Source organism: Bacillus sp. SD088 (assembly GCF_017355205.1).
Classification (GTDB): Bacteria; Bacillota; Bacilli; order Bacillales; family Bacillaceae_C; genus Lederbergia.
The window spans coordinates 47,119-65,221 of the sequence record NZ_JADIJK010000024.1 but is presented as its reverse complement, the minus strand read 5'-3'; the positions used below and the strand labels follow the sequence as shown (position 1 = coordinate 65,221).

19 protein-coding genes and 2 pseudogenes are annotated in these 18,103 nt (G+C 39.1%); 16 read left to right on the top strand and 5 right to left on the bottom strand.

The window, feature by feature from the left end; genetic code table 11:
• The first annotated feature begins 21 nt into the window (after nt 1-21).
• Together IPU53_RS18915 and IPU53_RS18910 are read left to right on the top strand one after the other, a co-directional pair.
• Entirely contained in the window at nt 22-702 is a 681-nt protein-coding gene (locus IPU53_RS18915) for a response regulator transcription factor (protein ID WP_207452550.1), read from the top strand.
• Nucleotides 699-2,078, top strand: a complete 1,380-nt coding sequence (locus tag IPU53_RS18910) for a sensor histidine kinase (protein ID WP_207452549.1) — start codon at nt 699-701, stop codon at nt 2,076-2,078. Before IPU53_RS18915 ends, IPU53_RS18910 begins: the two co-directional genes overlap by 4 nt.
• A 315-nt stretch (nt 2,079-2,393) precedes the next feature.
• Here the strand turns inward: IPU53_RS18910 and IPU53_RS18905 are convergent, their stop codons facing one another.
• A complete protein-coding gene (locus tag IPU53_RS18905; protein WP_207452548.1) occupies nt 2,394-2,849 on the bottom strand; it encodes a hypothetical protein in 456 nt (151 codons plus the stop codon).
• A gap of 204 nt (nt 2,850-3,053) precedes the next feature.
• Between IPU53_RS18905 and IPU53_RS18900 the strand changes: the two genes are divergently transcribed.
• The 5 genes from IPU53_RS18900 (at nt 3,054) to IPU53_RS18880 (ending at nt 8,638) form a co-directional block, all read left to right on the top strand.
• Complete coding sequence (locus IPU53_RS18900) at nt 3,054-4,280, top strand: Rpn family recombination-promoting nuclease/putative transposase (protein WP_242698420.1); 1,227 nt, start codon at nt 3,054-3,056, stop codon at nt 4,278-4,280.
• Between the two features lie 388 nt (nt 4,281-4,668).
• Nucleotides 4,669-6,057 carry a TldD/PmbA family protein gene (locus tag IPU53_RS18895; RefSeq protein ID WP_207452547.1) on the top strand — a complete coding sequence of 463 codons (1,389 nt, stop codon included), beginning with the start codon at nt 4,669-4,671 and terminating at the stop codon, nt 6,055-6,057.
• 4 nt (nt 6,058-6,061) lie between these two features.
• A complete protein-coding gene (locus IPU53_RS18890; RefSeq protein WP_207452546.1) occupies nt 6,062-7,405 on the top strand; it encodes a TldD/PmbA family protein in 1,344 nt (447 codons plus the stop codon).
• Between the two features lie 19 nt (nt 7,406-7,424).
• A complete protein-coding gene (locus IPU53_RS18885) occupies nt 7,425-8,240 on the top strand; it encodes a thermonuclease family protein (protein ID WP_207452545.1) in 816 nt (271 codons plus the stop codon).
• Between the two features lie 89 nt (nt 8,241-8,329).
• Entirely contained in the window at nt 8,330-8,638 is a 309-nt protein-coding gene (locus IPU53_RS18880) for a DUF4190 domain-containing protein (RefSeq protein WP_207452544.1), read from the top strand.
• Nucleotides 8,639-8,931: 293 nt separating this feature from the next.
• On the opposite strand, the gene IPU53_RS18875 is transcribed toward IPU53_RS18880, so the two are convergent.
• Nucleotides 8,932-9,426 (bottom strand): class I SAM-dependent methyltransferase, encoded by a 495-nt coding sequence (locus IPU53_RS18875; RefSeq protein ID WP_207452543.1) that lies wholly within the window; start codon nt 9,424-9,426, stop codon nt 8,932-8,934.
• Between IPU53_RS18875 and IPU53_RS18870 the strand changes: the two genes are divergently transcribed.
• The 5 genes from IPU53_RS18870 to IPU53_RS18850 all read left to right on the top strand — a co-directional run bounded on the left by IPU53_RS18870 (nt 9,411) and on the right by IPU53_RS18850 (nt 13,409).
• Nucleotides 9,411-9,680: a GyrI-like domain-containing protein gene (locus tag IPU53_RS18870; protein WP_207452542.1), complete on the top strand. Its 270-nt coding sequence runs from the start codon at nt 9,411-9,413 to the stop codon at nt 9,678-9,680. The two genes, IPU53_RS18875 and IPU53_RS18870, sit on opposite strands and share 16 nt — an antisense overlap.
• A 625-nt stretch (nt 9,681-10,305) precedes the next feature.
• The gene (locus tag IPU53_RS18865) at nt 10,306-10,950 is read left to right on the top strand and encodes an SDR family oxidoreductase (protein ID WP_207452541.1); all 645 of its coding nucleotides are present in this window, start codon (nt 10,306-10,308) and stop codon (nt 10,948-10,950) included.
• A 247-nt stretch (nt 10,951-11,197) separates the two neighbouring features.
• A complete protein-coding gene (locus IPU53_RS18860) occupies nt 11,198-11,623 on the top strand; it encodes an SRPBCC family protein (protein WP_207452575.1) in 426 nt (141 codons plus the stop codon).
• A 188-nt stretch (nt 11,624-11,811) separates the two neighbouring features.
• Nucleotides 11,812-12,654, top strand: a complete 843-nt coding sequence (locus IPU53_RS18855) for an Hsp33 family molecular chaperone HslO (protein WP_207452540.1) — start codon at nt 11,812-11,814, stop codon at nt 12,652-12,654.
• 32 nt (nt 12,655-12,686) lie between these two features.
• Complete coding sequence (locus IPU53_RS18850; protein WP_207452539.1) at nt 12,687-13,409, top strand: MerR family transcriptional regulator; 723 nt, start codon at nt 12,687-12,689, stop codon at nt 13,407-13,409.
• 54 nt (nt 13,410-13,463) lie between these two features.
• Here the strand turns inward: IPU53_RS18850 and IPU53_RS18845 are convergent, their stop codons facing one another.
• The 3 genes and pseudogenes from IPU53_RS18845 to IPU53_RS18835 all read right to left on the bottom strand — a co-directional run.
• Entirely contained in the window at nt 13,464-14,054 is a 591-nt protein-coding gene (locus IPU53_RS18845; protein ID WP_207452538.1) for a class I SAM-dependent methyltransferase, read from the bottom strand.
• Between the two features lie 49 nt (nt 14,055-14,103).
• A pseudogene (locus IPU53_RS18840) lies at nt 14,104-14,575 on the bottom strand (hypothetical protein).
• A pseudogene (locus tag IPU53_RS18835) lies at nt 14,558-14,755 on the bottom strand (AAA family ATPase); the annotation flags it as partial. The pseudogenes IPU53_RS18840 and IPU53_RS18835, both read right to left, overlap by 18 nt.
• A 218-nt stretch (nt 14,756-14,973) precedes the next feature.
• Here IPU53_RS18835 and IPU53_RS18830 point away from each other — a divergent pair.
• The 4 genes from IPU53_RS18830 (at nt 14,974) to yidC (ending at nt 17,560) form a co-directional block, all read left to right on the top strand.
• On the top strand, nt 14,974-15,387 hold the full coding sequence (locus IPU53_RS18830; RefSeq protein WP_207452536.1) for a MarR family winged helix-turn-helix transcriptional regulator: 414 nt from the start codon (nt 14,974-14,976) through the stop codon (nt 15,385-15,387).
• A gap of 16 nt (nt 15,388-15,403) precedes the next feature.
• Complete coding sequence (locus IPU53_RS18825; RefSeq protein ID WP_207452535.1) at nt 15,404-15,943, top strand: NADPH-dependent FMN reductase; 540 nt, start codon at nt 15,404-15,406, stop codon at nt 15,941-15,943.
• 419 nt (nt 15,944-16,362) lie between these two features.
• Nucleotides 16,363-16,629, top strand: coding sequence for a hypothetical protein (locus IPU53_RS18820; RefSeq protein WP_207452534.1), 267 nt, complete (start codon nt 16,363-16,365; stop codon nt 16,627-16,629).
• A gap of 142 nt (nt 16,630-16,771) precedes the next feature.
• Complete coding sequence (yidC, locus tag IPU53_RS18815) at nt 16,772-17,560, top strand: membrane protein insertase YidC (protein WP_207452533.1); 789 nt, start codon at nt 16,772-16,774, stop codon at nt 17,558-17,560.
• The last annotated feature ends 543 nt before the right edge of the window (nt 17,561-18,103 follow it).

Here is an 18,103-nt window from a genome sequence, read left to right as displayed (position 1 = left end):
AGTAAAAAGGGGTGGGGTATAATGCAGACCCGAATTTTAGTTGTAGATGATGATCCCCATATTCGCGAGCTATTGCGCTTTTATTTACAGAAAGAACGCTTTGAAGTATTGGCAGCTGGGGATGGGGAGGCTGCCTCTCTTTTACTCGAAGAACAACAAGTTCACCTAGCTGTTGTGGATGTGATGATGCCCAGAAAAAATGGTTGGGAATTATGTGAAGAGATTCGCCAGTTTTACGATATTCCCGTTATTTTATTAACAGCTAGAGGAGAAATGGAAGATAAAGCGAAAGGTTTTTTATCGGGTACAGATGATTATGTCGTAAAGCCGTTTGAACCGGAAGAGTTATTATTTAGGATCCGGGCTTTACTCAGGCGTTACCAAATGGTTTCAGATAATATTATTACCTTGCATGAGACAGTGATCGATCGGAATAAGTATGAAGTCAGAGTAGGAGAAGAACGCTTGGTATTACCTTTAAAGGAATTTCAACTTCTAGCCCAGCTTGCAAGTCAGCCTGATCGTACATATACGCGAGAGCAACTTTTGGACTTAGTCTGGGGGCAAGACTTCGATGGGGATAATCGGACAATTGATGTCCATATCAAACGCCTGCGAGAACGATTTCGTGATCTAACAAATAATTTTAAAATTGTCACCGTCCGTGGTCTTGGTTATAAGTTGGAGGCTATGAAAAAATGAAGACTTTATACGTTCGAATTGTTCTTACTTTTGCTCTTATTGCTCTGATCAGTGGCGTGATTGCCTTTTTATTTTCGAATCTTTACTATCAAATTAAGTTGAAGGATTTTAACGAGGAAAAAATTTTGGAAGTGGCACGAGAGATTAGCTTTTTATATGAGCATGCAGACGATAACATGCCTGTGGATAAGTATTTAAAAAGAGTCGCCAATATGAATTTCCAATTATATTTGATGAATCAAGAAATGGAAGGCGTTCAATTTGGTGATGAATTCCGTAACTATGATATAGAGGAAGAAGACATTCAATCAGTATTAAACGGCGAGACTTATCACGGGATTTCTGCATTTCAAAGTAGTCTATTTGTGACGGGATTTTTCAAAGATGATATAAAAAATAGTATCGGTGTGCCCATGGAGGTTGATGGTGAAATTCAGGCCTTGTTCGTGCGCCCTAATGTGGAAAAGCAATTTGGGGAAATGCGAATTGTTTTTAGTATTCTGTTAGGCCTTACTTTTTTGATTAGTTTAGCATTGATTGCTATTTTTGCTGGTTTTCTTGTCCGGCCCATAAAAAAATTAACGAAGGCTACTAGAAGAATCGCTGGCGGGCATTATGACATCCAGCTTGATCACAATCGGAAAGATGAAATTGGTGATCTTGCCCGCGACTTTCAACGAATGGCTGTGTCTTTGAAAAAGTTAGATGATATGCGTCAGGAGTTTGTGTCCAATGTGTCTCATGAAATTCAGTCTCCTTTAACATCCATTCGCGGTTTTACAAAGGCAATTCGCACGAAGTCGGTAACTGCTGAACAGGCAGACCAGTACCTGGAAATCATTGAAAAGGAAAGCGGTCGATTGTCTTCACTGAGTAAACAATTATTATTATTATCTTCACTCGATAAAGAAGTGAAAGCCATCCATAAAGAGCCATTCCGATTGGATGAGCAAATCCGCGAGGTCGTATTGTTGACCGAGTGGGAGTGGAATAAGAAAAAGCTCAAGCTGGAATTGGATCTTCCTGAGCTTGTTGTAAAAGCAGATCGACAGTTATTTCAACAAGTTTGGACCAATCTTCTTACCAATAGTATTAAATTCACAGGAGAAGCTGGGGTGATTTCCATTTCGGCAGTCATTGATAATCAAATTGTTGTCACGCTTCTAGATACGGGAAAAGGGATACCAGAAGAGGAACTTCCCCATATCTTTGACCGTTTTTATATGATCGACAAATCGCGAAATCGGACCCAATCGGGCAGCGGTTTAGGATTATCTGTCGTAAAGAAAATCATCGATCTCCATAAAGGCGAGATAGAGGTGAAGAGTGAGCTTGGAAAAGGGACGAAGTTTATCATCCGGTTGCCATGGGAATAGGAAGAGCAAATCTAGCTATGTTTTATCAGTATGATCGTTATAAAAAAGGGCTTCTATTTCTAACAAAATATGTGGATAAACTTGTGAATAATTCTTCCAAAAGGGTCAAAAACCTCATTAATATCAGGAAATACACAATTTTGTGGATAAGTATCCCGAACCTTGTGGGTAATGTGTAAAAATTAAACATTTACCTTTATAATTGTGTTGATTATGTGTATAAGTCTGTGGATAAATGATTTTGAAATGGATCATTCTTTTGAGAAGTAGAGAAAGCAGGTGAGGAAAACTTTTCCCTCCTGCTCATATAAAGGATTAAAAACGAAAGCTAACAACAAAAATCACTGCGAAAACAAGTAAAACGGATAGAAGCATCATCATGATATAGCTATTAATACTTCGCGTATGTTTTAATACTCCTCCGTCCATCTCAAGCTGGGTTAATTTTTTGGCAAGTTTGTGTCCAAAGAGGCTTACGCCTATGATGGTAAGCAACACAGTGACGCCGCCAATTCGCTCCATAAAGGCAAGGTAAAATGGCTTGGAACTGAGATTCATTGAGATGATCATAAAAACACCACTCAATAATACAAAAAAAGCGCTTGGATGAACCAGTATATTGCCAATCCTTGTTATCTTTTTCACGATTGTGGAAAGTTCCTTCGACCCTAGGTGCTTTTTCATCATCACTAAAATAAGGGTAATTGCCAGCAAAGACCCAACCCAAATGGAAAGACCTGTAAAATGTAAAAATAACCAAAACCTAAACATACTATCTCCTCCTTAACTTAAGCATAAGGAACGATTGTGAACAGGGGATGAATAGGAGATTACATAAAAGTTCCTTGGTGGAAGCTACCATGTACAGCAACGAAAAGTTAACGAAAGAACGCTTGTTTGTGTCCTGAGGATCTGCTATACTTTATTTAGATATACTCCCCGTCAGTCCTCATCAAATATAAAGGACGTGTTCTTATGGCAGAACCAGCATTATGCTATGAACAATCTACTTATCCCCCCACATTTATTCAACTACGAGAAAAGCCTAATGATTATGCAAAGAAAAATCCACGAATGCGATTTCTTAAAAAAATACCACTCAGGAAACTAATGGACTTAAAAGTCGATTTTGCCTTTAAGCAACTTTTTGGTAATGAAAAAAATAAGAAGATTACGGTTGTCTTTTTGAACTCGATCCTACAAAAAACAGGCAGGGGTATAATCAAAGATATCCTATTTACGAATACGGAAGCAGGTGGTGAATATGTCGATGATAAGCAGTCGAGACTAGATTTATTAGTTGTGACAGATGCAGATGAACAGATACATGTTGAAATCCAATTCACAAATAAATATGATATGATCAAACGTTCTATCTATTACTGGGCCGGTGTATACCGAAATCCCCTTGAAAAAGGGATGGATTATCATACTTTACAACCTGTGATTACCATCAATATCCTGAATTTTGACCTCTTTGAGCAGACAGATCGCTTTCATACTTCGTTCCATTTATATGAAGATGAAAAACAATTCAAGTTAACGAATGTAATGGAATTCCACTTTATTGAAATGACAAAACTTATAAGGGATTGGCAAGGTGATAAGCTCGACCCTTGGAATGATGTGCTAGCTAGGTGGCTACTGATGCTGGGGATGGTCGATCGTAGGCAGAACAAGGTCTATAATAAAATCTATAAGGAATTGGAGGAGATCGCTATGAAGGATGAGCTTCTATACTCGGCTTTCGAAAGCTGGACGGCATTAAGCCTCAACCAAAAGCAGCGGCTAGCTTATGAATCGCGTTTAAAGCGGGTTATGGATGAGGAAGCCTTCAAAAGTAGTATGGAATCATTACAACGGAAGATTGAGCAAGGGCAACAGGAGGTCGAACAAGGACAGCGGGAGATTAAGCAAAAGCAACGAGAGGTTGAACAAAAGCAACAAGAGCTGGAACAAGTGCAACATGAACTGGAACAAAGGAAACAGCAGATAATACAAGAGAAACAACGGATGACACAAGAGAAACAGCAGGTAGAACAAGAGAGACGACAGGCAGAGCAAGGAAAAAGAGAATTAGAGAAAAGAAAGCAGGATATGGCCCGGCGCCTTTTAGAGAAAGGCTTGGATATAGCATTTGTGATCGAAACTACTGGTCTTCCAGAAGATGAGATTTTGAAGCTTCAATGTCATTTAAAATGATAAATCATCTATCATTTTAATAAAAATGCTAAGCACCAGGCAATCATAATTTGTTTAGGTGTCTTGGCATCTTATTTAAAGATAAGAAAGTATAATATTTTGGCTAGTGTTTTGATCTAGCTCCAGCGCCTAGCCTCGAGAGGCTTGCAGGATGCGAGTCCATCGGCGTTGCCACAGGACGGGCGTCCTTAGCCGATGTTCCGCTAAATAACCTGAGCCAATAAAAGTCAAAACCGGACTTTTCTTGTCTCAGAACATTTGCTTGTCGGGGCTGATCAAGGCGCTTGCGCTTTTCTTAATATGTCTTTGAATAGTAGTACAATGATAAGATTGATAGTACACTAGGTACATAGAAGATTTTCGGGTTCCTAAAGGAGGAAAGCATGTTATGATCCAACAATCCATACTAGAAGAGGTTTTAGCTGCTGCTTTATCAACAGGTGGCGATTTTGCCGAGATGTTTGCGGAGGATCGGTATTCTAATAACTTAAGGCTTCATGATGGAAAGATTGATCGCAGCTTATCAGGAAGAGAAGCAGGTGTGGGGATTCGAGTATTTCATGGCTTACAAAGTGCGTATGCCTACACGACTGATTTTTCCAAAGCTGGTTTGTTAAAGACAGCGAAAGAGGCAGCACAAGCTTTGCAAGGTGATTTCTATCAGCAAGCCCCAGTCCTTCATAGACAAATTCAGCCCCCTCTTCATAAAATTGAGCAGATGCCTGATGGAGTAGACGGGAAGCGCAAAGTAGAAGTGATGAAACAAGCGTATGATCTGGCGAAAAATTACCATTCTAGTATTTCTCAGGCGACGATTCAATACGTAGATCATGAACAAAATGTGTTGATTGCCAATTCGGAAGGAAAGTTTGTAGAGGATAAGCGAGTAAGAGGGCGATTAGCGATTCAGGCGATCGCTTCAGATGGTACCCAAATGGAACCGGGATTTTACGGACCTGGGGCGCATCAAGGTTTTGAGTTTATTGAAAACTTGAATCTCAAACATTATGCGACGGAAGCCGCGAGAATCGCCGTGACGATGTTGAATGCGGAAGAGTGTCCAAGCGGTAAGTTCCCTGTCATTATTGATAATGAATTTGGTGGCGTCATTTTTCATGAGGCTTGTGGTCATGGCTTGGAAGCAACTGCTGTCGCGAAAAATAATTCTGTTTTTGCTAATCGAATTGGTGAAAAGGTGGCCCCTGACATTGTCACCTACATTGATGATGGTACGCTCCCCAATGAATGGGGCTCCCTAAATATGGATGATGAGGGCGAAAAAACGAGAAAAAATGTCCTAATTGAAAATGGTATTTTAAAAGGATACTTGATTGATAAACTAAACGGTCGCCGAATGGGTATGAATCCAACAGGCTCTAGTCGTAGAGAGTCGTATCGTTTCAGTCCTACTTCAAGAATGACGAATACGTATATTGCGCCAGGAAAGTTGACGCCAGAGGAAATCATTGCCAATACTGAGTTCGGAATTTATGCCAAATATATGGGTGGTGGGCAAGTGAATCCTGCAACAGGGGATTATAATTTCGCCACACATGAAGCATATATCGTGAAGGATGGAAAGATTGCTCAGCCTGTAAAAGGTGCGACCTTGATTGGAAATGGTCCGAAAACTCTGCAACGTGTCGATATGGTCGGCAATAATCTTGCTCATGGTGCGGGAATGTGCGGTTCCCTCAGCGGAAGTCTACCAGTGAATGTAGGGCAACCAATGATTCGTGTCAGTGAAATCACAGTCGGTGGGACGAAGGGGGAGTAAGTCGATGAAAATTGAAAAATTCCAAGAAAAGGTAATGGTAAGTGGTTTGCTGGCTGGCTTTGAAGATATGGAAATTTATTATGAGCAGGCAGTCGGGCTCTCCTGCGATATCTATCAAGGGGAAGTCGACCGCTATGAAACATCACGGACAGGTGGACTTTCCTTCCGCGGAATCTACGATGGAAGAACGGGCTATGCCTTTACAGAAAAAATCGAAGAGGATTCGATTGATTATTTGCTAGAAAAAGCCAAAGCAAATGCTGAATTAGCCGAAGAAGAAGAGCCGGAAGAAATCTTTGCGGGAAGTGATGAATATGAAGAAATCGATCACTATTCAGAAGCCATGGAGACCATTTCGGCAGCGGATAAAATTGCTTTTTTAAAAGCAGTTGAGGAAAAGATCCTTCGCTACAACAGTAAGATTCACTCGGTCAATACATGTCGGATGATCGAGCAATCAAACGAACGTCTACTTGCCAATAGTAAAGGTCTAGTTTTACATGATCGAAAGAATTTCTTCGCAATTATGTTCTCCGTGGTCGTAAAAGATGGGGATGAAACGAAAAGTGGATTTACCGTAAAAATGACGAAGGATTTCGATACTTTAGTTGCGGATGAAATCGCGAAAGAGGCGGCAGAAGAAGCTCTTTCTTATTTAGGAGAACAATCGATTGCCAATAAAAAATACCCGATTATTTTTAGAAAAGATGCGGCTGTTCAATTACTTGGTACTTTCCTTTCATCTTTTTCGGCTGAGGTGGCTCAGAAAGGTCAATCCCGCTTCAAAGATCAGGTAGGAGAAACTATCGCGTCCAAACACCTAACGATTATTGATGATCCTTTCTATGAAGGAGGTCCTGCGAATCGGAATTTTGACGGAGAAGGAGTCGCCTCGAAGACCTGTACGGTGATTGAAAATGGAAAACTGCAGACTTTATTGCATAATCGCAAGACCGCAAAAAAAGCAGGCCTGGAAACGACAGGGCACGCGTATAAGCCATCTTATAAAGGGACTGTTGTGATTGCGCCATCCAACTTTATTGTTGCTGCGGGAGAAAAAACACAGGATGCTATTGTAGCCGAGCGACGAGAAGCTGTACTGATTACGAAATTATCAGGTTTACATTCCGGAGCAAACGCCATTTCCGGTGATTTTTCGGTTGCAGCCAATGGATTTTATATCAAAGACGGTAAAATCGTGACACCAGTGAAACAAATGACGATCGCCGGTAACTTTTTTGAACTTTTGAAAGAGATTAAAGAGGTGGGATCAGACCTTTATATAAGTCCAGGAGGAATCGGGGCCCCATCCATACTTGTAAAAGAGTTATCCGTCACTGTAGATTAAATGAATCAGGAGAATAAATATGGATATTGTATTTGCTATATTGTTTGTAATATGTGGTTTTATTTTATGGAGTTTGACACGAGTGGTTAGGAAAAAGGGATTCACCTGGAAACGGGTGGGATCTTTATTCCTATCCTTTTTCTTGTTGATTGGCAGTGGCTTTTTCCTTGTGGATAAAAGCGGTATTTTACCTGGAATTGGAACCTCCGGAACAACCGAGCAAATCCCAGTTGAATTGGTGAAAGTGATTGACGGCGATACGATTAAAATTATCTACCAAGGGCAAGAGCAAAATGTCCGTTATCTATTGATTGATACGCCAGAGACTAGTCACCCTAGACTGGGAAAACAACCGTTTGGCGAGGAAGCAAAGAAAAGGAATGCAGAGCTGGTTGAGAATGGCAAATTAACGATTGAATTTGATGTCGGGGAAAGATTTGATAAATATAGTCGACTTCTTGCTTATATCTATGTCGATGGAGAAAGTGTTCAAGAAAAGCTTCTAGAAGAAGGCTTAGCACGGGTTGCCTATGTCTACCCACCAAACACAAGGTATTTAACACCGTTTGAAAAAGCTCAGAAAAAAGCCCAGAAGAAAGAGGCCGGCATCTGGTCATTGGAAAATTATGCGAGAGATGATGGGTTTCATGCGGAATCTGCAGAATCAGAATCGCAAACGAGCGCCGACGAAGATTGCCAAATCAAAGGCAATATTGGTTCTTCCGGGAAAATTTATCACACACCAGACTCGCCTTGGTATGAACAAACAAAGGAAGAAGTGATGTTTTGTACGGAAGAGGAAGCGGTGGAAGCGGGATTTCGGGCGCCGAAGTGATGGTGTCATAAATTTAGTTTTTCACCTTATTGAATATATGTTACAGTATAAGAAAGAAAATACTGACAATTCATCTTGGGGTGTGGGGTATGAGTGAAAAGCTTCGAACAAATAACAAGTCTGTCGTTTCATTAACGCTTGGAATTCTTTCCATTGTACTACCTGCGATCGGCCTGGTACTCGGTATTATCGGGATGATCTTTTCAGGAATAGCTGTAAAGGAAATTGAGAGAACAAATGAGAGTGGCAAAGGACTTGCAATCGCGGGATTTATATGCAACATTGTTGGGTGTATCATTCAATTATTTTGGATCGTTTTGGGGATTTTATCGTTTTATTCTTATTCTAACGTGGAATTTGAGATGCAATTTATTTCATTTCCAGGGTTACTCCGATAATCGGTTCCATTCAAGCAAATGTGACTGGATCAGCCTTGTGTTGGGATGGGGAGCTAAAGTTGCAACGTTCGCATGTCTTCGCCGTTTTTGACTCATGATTTAATTATTTTGTATACGACAGTATTCTATCTCTATGCGGGAGTATTTTCTTGTATACGACAGTATTCTTGCGCTATACGGAGTGCTCTCCTTACTGTTAGTCTCAATGGTTATTAACCAGCATGTATGATTTCAATATTCAACTAGCTAACAAAAGCGAGATTTATAGATTTCACTTTCGTTAGCCTCCTCATCTATATTTTACGAGACTTAACAATTAATGTAGATGGAGTTATTTTAGCTCTATCACCAGAATACCAACGTGCAGGGTTACTTTTATCATTCTGTGGAATATTTGATTCTTCGATTACTTTCTCAATAACAAACCCAGCATTTATCAACTCATTCACAAAGGTACTAACCTTTCGTCTATACATAACAACAGGAACATCACGCCAAATCACAGTTTCAGGACCTTCTTTTAAAAATGATCCATTTATAATAAACTGACCGTTTTCATAAGCTAGTTTCGTATGGATAGGATGCTCCCAACTAAATATAAACTCGCCCCCTGGTTTTAAACTTCGAAAAATGTTACCCAATGTCTTTTTTAAATTAACAGTCCAACCAAGTGCATAGATGGAGACAACCTTATCAAAATAGTCGTTGGGTAAACCTGGAATATCCTCCATCGAGGATTCAATAAAATTTATCGGAATAATATGATTATTATATGACTGTCGCCACAACGGAATCCTGTCCAAACGAGTTCACTCGCTTCATCGTCCCAGCAATGACATGGGCCAAAATCCAAATGAAAGTTCCTTGGTCTAGAGAAAAATGGAAATACATCTATGGGGAATGGTTTCCCTCCTCTGGTTATGAACAGATTGAAGGTCTAAAAATACAAGTAGGACCCGAGGTTCAGATCGGTGTAGAGAAACAGATCATGACTGAGGAGGTAGATGTTGAATTATGGCTTCCTGTTGCCAAGATTAAATAGATGGGGAGGTTTTAGATATATTAATATTTCTTAATAACAATCCGTAGAATCTAAATCTAGTTTTCCAAAAAGGACCAATCCATCATTTAACATAATGACGGCTTATAGAAATGCTAATTCAATCAAATGTCTTTTTGCTTAACGAAAATATAAATTACTGGTCTTATAGGGCTGGATATCTTAATGAACGGGAATTTTATCATTGATTTAGAAAAAGTAGACTTAGTTCAAAATCATTAGATATAACACGAATTTCCAAACAATTCGTTGCAGCGTGTCACTCAAATAAAGAGCACGCTTATTTTTTATTTAGAGCTATTTTGCGAGATAATCTAGCCTCACAGACTGCCAAACAGTAATGTGAGAGGGCGATTAACCAAGCTGGGTATCGCTCTCTTTAGCTGTGGCTAAATACAAAAAGCGGTCTCTGCCCCCATGGTGCGAATAAAAAGGTGAAAACCAAGAAAATGTAAAGGGAACTTTAGATCTTCTTGGTTTTCTTTATTCTAAAGGAAAAAGTGGTAAGAAATCATATTGTTTGACCTAGAGGTCACTTTAGGTTGTAAAGTGTATGTATAGACATTAGTAGTAAGTGGAAAATCCAATAAAGAAAGGAAGAGAGATTGTGAACGTACTGATCATAGGAGCAAATGGCCAAATAGGCCAACACGTTGTGAGGAAGCTACATGAATCTAGTGAGCATAATGCCATTGCGATGGTTCGAAAAGAAGAGCAAAAGGCAGAATTTGAAAAGCAAGGAGTCAAAGCAGCCCTTGTTGATCTAGAAGGAAGTATCAATGATATCGCCAATGCGGCAAAGGATGCGGATGCGATTGTATTCACAGCTGGCTCCGGTGGCCATACAGGTGCTGATAAAACCATGATGATTGATTTAGACGGGGCCATCAAATCCATGGAGGCAGCTAAACAAGCTGGAGTAAAACGTTTTGTAATTGTGAGTGCGATTGGCGTTCATCACCGTGATAAATGGATGGGGGCTGTGCCGTACTATAGTGCTGCCAAACATTATGCCGATGTTTGGTTAGAGAGCAGTGGTCTTGATTATACAATTATCCGTCCAGGGGGACTAACGAATGATCCCGGAACTGGAAAGGTAAAAGTGGCGGTTGATCTTGAACGCGGACAAATTTCCCGCGCGGATGTTGCATCAACCATTATTACTTCACTGGAGAATAATCATACAATTGGAAAAGCCTTTGATATGATTGGTGGAGATACACCAATTGAAGAGGCATTAAAATCATTATAGTGGCATAAAAGGTATGTGAGGCGGGAAAGACCTAGTTATCAAAAAAAGACTTTTCTTGGCCTCTTTTTGTTTGGTCCCACACGATGGGGGCAGAATGGGTAAGATACCTGTTTCTTTAAAGGTCTATTGAACATGTTCAGCACTCCCTCGTTAGCTTATGGATAAATGTAGGGGAATGATCCGTATTTTGAACAGAAGGTAAGAGAAAATAAAGATGTCTAGGTTTCACATAGGAGGTAAGAAAATGATGGGAAAACAAGGAAATTTACCTGAAATTCGTAAAACAATCATCGTGGATGCCTCAATTGAAAAGGTCTGGGAGGCTGTTTCAACGTCTGACGGCATTGCTGGCTGGTGGATGCCAAGCACATTTGAATCGATTTTAGGAAAGGAATTTGTCCTTCATGCTGGTCCGTATGGTGATTCCCCCTGCAAAGTCACAGAGCTTGTTTCCCATAATCGTGTCGGTTTTGATTGGGGAAAGGATTGGCATGTGTTATTTGAATTGCAACAGTTAGCAGGGGGCAAAACAGAGTTTACCCTTGTTCATTCGGGCTGGGATGCTGAGGGAGTAACTGAATTTGGCCAACCACACACAGCTATTCGTGGCCATATGAAGGATGGTTGGGAAAAAATTGTGAAAGAAAAATTTCCCGCATATCTTACAAGTTAAGTACAACTTCTAATATTGAGAAGATAAGGAACAGTTTTTAAAACTAAACATTTCCTTGAAAAGGGATCAAGATTGTTGATATGAAACAATCTTGATCCCTTTTCAATTTAAAAACTTCCTACTTGATCCTTACGTAAGGTCATGTTTTATAGTGTACTTAACAGTGAATATGAGAAAGGAACATAAATATGCAAAATACTATTGTTAAGACACTCATTTATGATAAACAAGTGCGTTTATTTATCGTGGATAACACAAAATTACTAAATGATATTCTTAGTCTGAACAAAGAAACAAACAAAATTCTTAAGCTGACATTAGGAAAAACCATTTCCGTTGTGAGCTTAATGTCGGCTACCTTAAAAGGGGATCAGAGAATAAGTCTCCAAATGACAATGAGTGACCCGCAATATAAAGTTTTTGCTGATGCGGATGCAAAAGGAAATGTTTGTGGTTATCTCAATGAAGCATTGCTGGAAGCTACTGATGAAATATCGCTTGAGCGCCTTATTGGTCATAAAGGGACGATTCGTGTGATAAAAGGTGCGGGGTTCAATCAATTCACGGGCATAACAGATATGCCATATCGAAACATTGTTGATGATATTTCTCATTATTTTATTCAGAGTGAGCAAATTCAAACCTATATAGGGGAAAATATTGAATTTGCACATGACAATCGTATTTTATGTAGTCATGCATTATATGCGGAGTTGCTTCCTGGTGCTCCGACTGAGCTTATTCATCAAGTTGAACATACAGTCAATATGAATTGGGATTTTTTAAAATACAACAAGGACAATATCAAAGAAAAGCTAAGTCGGCTATTTAAGGATGTAAAAGTGATCGGCTATAGTCCTGTCCAATTTTTCTGTGGATGTTCCAAAGAAATGTTTTATGGGATGCTTCATTCTTTAAGTGCGAATGAATTAGAACAGGTCATTCATAATAAAGAGTCCATTGATACAGCTTGTCAAATTTGTGGGAGGACATATTATTTCCATTATAATGAAATTCAAGGACTTTTATAATAATACGAAGGCATTTTATAAGGGTGAAATAGATGAAGGAATACTGGAAAGTAGGAGAGCTTGCAGCATTAACAGGCTTAACAATAAGAACGTTAAGGTATTATGATCAAATTGATTTGTTTTCTCCGTCTCAATATACAGAGTCTGGACATCGGCTCTACACACAAGCCGATTTGTCTAAATTACAGCAAATCTTGGCTCTAAAACAAATTGGGTTACCCTTAGAAGAGATAAAATCTGTCATGATGAATAATGAAAAAGGGTTTGCTACCAATATTATCGAAACGCAAATAACCCGAATAAAAAGAGATATACAAGTTCAACAAAAACTGTTATATGAATTAGAGAGTGCATTAAAAACGATTCGTAGTAAAAAAATAATGTCTGTAGATGAAGTAACAAAACTACTAGGAGCTATGAAATTATATCAAGAAAAATATTTTACAAAAGAGCAGTTAGACATGATGAAAAATTATTATGCTCAATATGATAAAGCTTCTTTGAAAGAGGCAGAAGATGAATTTAGAATAATTGTGAAAAAAATACAATTGGAAAAAGAAAAGGGAACACCCCCTACTAGTAGTAAGGTACAAGCCTTGGCAAAAAAATGGGCTGACATTGTGTATTCATTCACAGGAGATGATCAAGATTTAAAGAAGCAAGCTGAGAAATTCCATGCGGAAAATCCTGATAATCAGTTGCAATTTGGGATTGATGCTGAATTATACAAGTATATCCAGGCAGCATTAGTATGAAGGAGTTCTCAAGTCAGACTATAAAGGAGGGCACGTTTTGACCCTCCTTCCACACTATTTTTGAGCCGTGATAATATATGTTTTATCTGTTGGAAAAAACTTTTGTGTTACTGCTAGTCCTGCTTTTTTGATTTCTTGCGTCATTGAGGCAGAAGAAATTCTTGGATGTGGATGTGTAGGAATCTCCTCTGCTTCAAATTCCATACATACGAGAGTGCCATCAGGTTTCAACACACGCTTTATCTCCTGAAGTGAAGCAGGTAATAAAGGCTTTAGCTCGTGAAGAACTAATGAAACGAGTACAAAGTCAATGGAATTCTCGGATAACGGGATAGCGTCAACACTTCCTTCTAGCGTTTGGATATTTGAGAGAAGCTCCTTTTTTGCTTTGGATTGGACCACTTCTAACATATTTGGATCAATATCGACTGCAAAAACAGTTCCTCTTTCCACGGCTTTAGCTGTTGGAATTGTAAAATAACCTGCTCCTGCCCCTAAATCTAAGATATTATCATCCTTTTTAATTGGAAGAAGATTTAGTAGCTCTGCTGGCGATATATCTCCTCTTCTTTCAGGATCCTCGAGAAACTCAACTCTTCTGGCAAATCGTTCCATTTCTTCAGATTGATATGATTCGTTTTCCATATGATCATTCTCCTTCTAGAGGTATAGTATATTCAAACCAATCGGCATCTTACGTTTGCAGTTGATTTAAAATCAATTTCAATATATCATTCTGTGACATATCGTTCGTGAATAGTGTTTCTCCATCCACGCCAAGATAGTCATGTGGATTCCACCAAGCGTGTAAAGGATCTTCTCCAAATTCCATCCTTTTCGAACTAGCATTATGGCGCAGAACTGTTTCCTCAAAGGATAAATCAAAATAATAAGTATAGCACCTTTGATTATAGAACTGGATTAAGTCGTTCAGCATCTTACCGTAACGACTTCTATACAAGATGCCTTCCACAATCACAAATTCGCATTTATCCCGCATTAACGGGCAGTAATACCCCCACCTCAAGGCTTTAGAGAATACGGAGAAGCATAGATGGGGATACACTGCCCGTAAAAGCCCGATTAGTTCAACTAACAATCAGTGGGGGATGAAAGAAAACCCCCACTGATTGAAGGTTCACTTTATCTTTACCATATTCAGCTATTTGACGAATTAAATCAATAGAAAGGTTTCCATCTCTATCGTGAACCTTCAACATCTCACGGCGAACGACGTCCTGTGAAACCAAAAGCGTTCCATGCCCTAAATCATTTTGTAGCTTTTTCGCCGTTGTCGTTTTTCCACTCCCAGAGTTTCTGCGCATAATAATTAGTTTAGATTCCATTTCTCTCTCCCTAGCACTTGGTCAATTGCCAAATAATGTTATGTTATTTTTACCATGAAAAGGTTATTCAGGCAAAGGAGGAAGGTATCAAAGCTTTTTCAAAAAGCATTATGACTCTATTTTTAAAAGAGGGAGATTTGACAAAAAAATCATTCAAGATATAGTAGTTGATATGTCAATGTTGTCTAGTCAACAAGTTGAAGGAGGTTCCTGCTCTATTGAACTTGAACGATCATATTGGGATACTAATTCATAGTGCAGATTTGGCGATCACGAGTTATGTAAGGAAGCAACTGGAGCCCTTCAACCTTGCTCCAGAGCAGAATCTAATTATGATGATTCTCTGGAATCAAGATGGCGTCTCGTCGAATGAGCTTGTGTCAGCACTTAATAACAAAGCCGGCATCGCACGTATGATTGCGAGCTTGGAGGGAAAGGGATATATAAAAAAAGTCGATGACCCAAAGGATAAACGCAGTTTTAAGATTCATTTAACGGAGGAGGGCAAACAGCTTTCTCATGCAGTTATAGATGTACACCGCAACATGCGTGAAACTTTAACGAAGGGCATGACAAACGAGGAGGTTCACGAGCTCCAGAAACTGATCACCAAGGTGATGAATAATATTTAGGAGGACATAGATTTTTATGGATATTCTTATTATTGTAGGAAGTCTTCGCAAAGACTCTTATAACATGCAACTAGCAAAAACAATGCAAGATCGTTACCGTGGAAAAATGAATATTGACATTGCTGATATTCGTTCTTTACCACATTATGAGCAAGACGAGGAAAATAATCCACCAGAGACTGTGAAGAAATTCAAGCAGTCCATTGCGGATGCAGACGGGGTTATTATCATCACACCAGAATACAACTGGTCGATCCCTGGAGTGCTAAAGAATGCAATCGATTGGGCGTCAAGAGTCGATAAGGTTTTCATTGATAAACCAGTGATGGCTGCGGGCGTCAGTATTGGTATGGCTGGAACACTTCGTGCACAGCTTCACTTACGCGACATACTTTCAGGCCTTCAGGCTCGTTTACTTCCGCCAAGCGGCAATGAAATCCTTATTAATTTTGCGACACAGAAATTTGATGATAAATCAGAACGACTAGTAGATGAACCAACTCTCGGCTTTTTAGATGTCGTTGTAGACAAATTTGTTGGGTTTGCAAAAGAGTAAGCTATCACTCTTTTTAATCAAATATTACCAAAAGGATAGATGGACAAGGGATAATCCCTAGTTATATCTATCCTTTTTTAAAGATAAATATAATTAATCAAACGTTTGATTAGGAAAAAGAGTCGCCAATTATGGCATAAGGTAATTCATGAGAAAAGGTTTGAATGTATAGCTCGGGTTTTTGTGGACATTGAACATCCATGACAGATATTCTTTCAGCAATTGCTCCGCTTTTAGTACATTTTTTTCCTTGTTAAAAAATACCGAATCTTAGATGATCAGTATTTTCCTCTCTATTTTTAGCAATTTGTAAATAAACCCTTTTACATTCTTCCAAATAACTACTATACTTTTAGTATTGTGACACTGTAAGTTCCTTATTGAGGTGCTAAATTGGATGAAGAAATTGGGTGTTAGCTATGTATGATTTATTATTTCAAGAGTCCTATGCTGAGTGGATTTTGCCGCTTACCATCGCGATTATCTGGATTCTAAGCTGGCAATTAATTATGCTTTCTCGTTCCGTTCATGCAAATGGACGAGCTAGTGAATCTGTTCAATTGAACATTTTTACCATGCCCACGATCCAGGATGAAAGACCGCGTTTCCGGCGCTTTCAATTAATGAAAACGGTGAGAAGGCAAGAATCACCAGATGATTCCGATGATCATCACTTTTCTATTTAGAGGGTAAACATCATAAAATGTTTGTTCAATAAGTAAGGGTCAAATGGATGAACTAAGGATAAACGGCTAAAGGCGTCACTTCCTGTGGCAACGCCGTTTTGACCAACGTCCTGTTGGCCTAAAATAGAAGGGTGAACTCGAATTGAAAAAAAATACAATTTTACTTTCTTTGCTTGTGATCGCCACTTTAATGCTTGGTGGTTGTTCAGGAGTAGAAAACGAAACAGGCTTTTTTTATAATACATTTGTCCGCCCACTTGCTTGGGGAATTCATGAAATTGGTTCTGCCCTCTGGGGAGAATTTGGACTAGCGGTCATTGCTATTACGTTAATTATCCGTTTGGTCTTGCTGCCATTTATGTTAAATACGTATAAGAAACAGCAAGAAATGAAGGTGAAAATGGATATAATTAAACCAGAAATGGATGAGATTCAAAAACGATTAAAAGCAACAAAAGACCCAGAAGAGCAGAAGAAAATTCAACAAGAAATGATGGGACTTTATACGAAGCATAATGTCAATCCGCTTGGTGTAGGTTGTCTGCCTATGATCATTCAAATGCCTATTTTGATGGGGCTGTATTGGGCTATTCGGAGCTCAGAAGATATTGCGAATCACTCCTTCCTCTGGTTTGATCTAGGAAGCCCAGATCGAATCATGATGTTAATTGCAGGACTTGTTTATTTTGTTCAAGCGAAAGTGTCGATGGCGACAGTTCCAGAAGCACAGAAAAAGCAGATGCAAATGTTTGCTTATATTTCACCGATTATGATCATGTTTATTTCTTTTTCAGCACCTGCAGCCTTACCACTCTATTGGGTGGTTGGTGGTATTTTTATGATTTTCCAAACATGGCTCGGTCGGAAATTCTATACACAACATCCTGAAAAGGTAGAGGAAAACAGTAAATCGACTGATGTTAAGAAATAAAGTTTATCAAAAGGTAGTCTCTAAAAGGAGGCTGCCTTTTTTTATTGCTAGCGTACTATAAAATTGTTGCTTGTGGATAACTAGCTTATATCCCGGTCGACATCCAGCTCCAGCGCCTAGCGACTAGCAAACTTTCAGCTTCTTCCTACGATAAGTCAACATCGGCTCATTCTACGCCGTGTATCCTTTATCTCAGGCCAACAGGATGTTGGTCAGAAAGGTGTTGCGCCAGGACGGCGCGAATTTAGCCTTTCTTCCTAGAGCAAGGCGCTTGCGCTTTTCTTATCTAGCTTACCAGAAGTTGAACAAATGCCGCTGGAAATTAAGGTAATGGTAAGGTTTACGTTCCAAGTAGGTTATCTCAATCTATTATATTTGAATAAAATAAATAATTTACCGATATTTTGTAGGAGTACAATCCTGGTTGACGTCAATAATGTTAGAAGAATGTCATCTTTTGTAAATATATTTAATAAAAGGGAAACTTTTCTGTCATTTTTTACGTTATAGTATATAGAGCTAAAATATGTATTTTTAATAGGG

Bases quoted from the DNA above. Each gene is read 5' to 3' on its own strand.
- IPU53_RS18915 (WP_207452550.1), top strand. From the start codon at position 22: ATGCAGACCCGAATTTTAGTTGTAGATGATGATCCCCATATTCGCGAG.
- IPU53_RS18910 (WP_207452549.1), top strand. From the start codon at position 699: ATGAAGACTTTATACGTTCGAATTGTTCTTACTTTTGCTCTTATTGCT.
- IPU53_RS18905 (WP_207452548.1), bottom strand. From the start codon at position 2,849: ATGTTTAGGTTTTGGTTATTTTTACATTTTACAGGTCTTTCCATTTGG.
- IPU53_RS18900 (WP_242698420.1), top strand. From the start codon at position 3,054: ATGGCAGAACCAGCATTATGCTATGAACAATCTACTTATCCCCCCACA.
- IPU53_RS18895 (WP_207452547.1), top strand. From the start codon at position 4,669: ATGATCCAACAATCCATACTAGAAGAGGTTTTAGCTGCTGCTTTATCA.
- IPU53_RS18890 (WP_207452546.1), top strand. From the start codon at position 6,062: ATGAAAATTGAAAAATTCCAAGAAAAGGTAATGGTAAGTGGTTTGCTG.
- IPU53_RS18885 (WP_207452545.1), top strand. From the start codon at position 7,425: ATGGATATTGTATTTGCTATATTGTTTGTAATATGTGGTTTTATTTTA.
- IPU53_RS18880 (WP_207452544.1), top strand. From the start codon at position 8,330: ATGAGTGAAAAGCTTCGAACAAATAACAAGTCTGTCGTTTCATTAACG.
- IPU53_RS18870 (WP_207452542.1), top strand. From the start codon at position 9,411: ATGACTGTCGCCACAACGGAATCCTGTCCAAACGAGTTCACTCGCTTC.
- IPU53_RS18860 (WP_207452575.1), top strand. From the start codon at position 11,198: ATGGGAAAACAAGGAAATTTACCTGAAATTCGTAAAACAATCATCGTG.
- IPU53_RS18855 (WP_207452540.1), top strand. From the start codon at position 11,812: ATGCAAAATACTATTGTTAAGACACTCATTTATGATAAACAAGTGCGT.
- IPU53_RS18850 (WP_207452539.1), top strand. From the start codon at position 12,687: ATGAAGGAATACTGGAAAGTAGGAGAGCTTGCAGCATTAACAGGCTTA.
- IPU53_RS18845 (WP_207452538.1), bottom strand. From the start codon at position 14,054: ATGGAAAACGAATCATATCAATCTGAAGAAATGGAACGATTTGCCAGA.
- IPU53_RS18825 (WP_207452535.1), top strand. From the start codon at position 15,404: ATGGATATTCTTATTATTGTAGGAAGTCTTCGCAAAGACTCTTATAAC.
- IPU53_RS18820 (WP_207452534.1), top strand. From the start codon at position 16,363: ATGTATGATTTATTATTTCAAGAGTCCTATGCTGAGTGGATTTTGCCG.